This is a genomic window from Pseudomonas sp. 1 (assembly GCF_056626735.1).
The window spans coordinates 1-883 of record NZ_JBWXMQ010000050.1; the positions used below are offsets into that span (position 1 = coordinate 1).

The 883-nt window shown below is 47.8% G+C and carries 1 protein-coding gene; it reads left to right on the forward strand.

Translation table 11 applies throughout. The annotated features are described in order from the left end of the window. Positions 1-777 (forward strand): Ig-like domain-containing protein (locus AC1MDC_RS28640; RefSeq protein WP_480394189.1); only part of this gene is annotated, 777 nt, incomplete at its 5' end. Positions 778-883 lie beyond the last annotated feature (106 nt).

The following is an 883-nucleotide window of genomic DNA, read 5'->3' on the forward strand; positions in this document are numbered from 1 at the left end:
ACCGGCATCGCCGCCAAGGGTCATAAAGTCGAGGTATTCGATGGCACGACATCCAAAGGGCAGCCTCCCGCCGATCCGGGGACCGGGATCTGGACGCTGACAGTGACCGACCTGACCGTCGCGCCTCACAGCTTCACCGCCAGGGCGTTGTATGGTTCCGGCCAGACGTCGGCAGCGCGGAGCTTCACCGTATTAAGTCCTCTATGGATTGATCCATCTCAGATGAATTTGAATGGAGCCAATGTCTCAATCGCGGGTACTTCGCTCAAGTGGGAGAAAGTCGGCAATCCTCCCGGAACTAGTGCGACGCGCCAAGCAACAGGCGGAATCGGTCCATACATATATAAAACCTCTAACAGCTTGATTGCCTCGGTTGATGATGATGGAGTTGTGTGCAGTGAGGGGAACGGAACGGCCGACATCACAGTGGAGGATAAAACAGGCCAAGTAAAAAGTTATAAGGTTACTTGCAGCAATGTAAAAAGATACGTACACATTCAAAGTAGCTCAACTATTTCTCACTCTCAATACCTGCAATGGGCAAGAGAAAAAAACGCAACCCCGTATGCATCATACGCACAAATGCTCGGTGACGCGATAATACTTGAAATCAAATTTATTGTTCTCAACTCGTTTTCAGACCTTCTGAATGCATCAACTGAATTACAAAGCAGCAGCCGCTATTACGTCATGCATCAATTTAAGGGACGGAGTCCGGGACCTGGATCTCCAGGGAATGACAATATATATGAGAGCATTGCTATATTGAATCAATAGAACTAAAAGTGGAGAAATCAAAACTAAGAATAAAAGAGAATAAAAGGGGGCGCATTTATTTATCAGTCCCCACTATGAAAACCCGCACTTCCTTTCAACGGGGAGC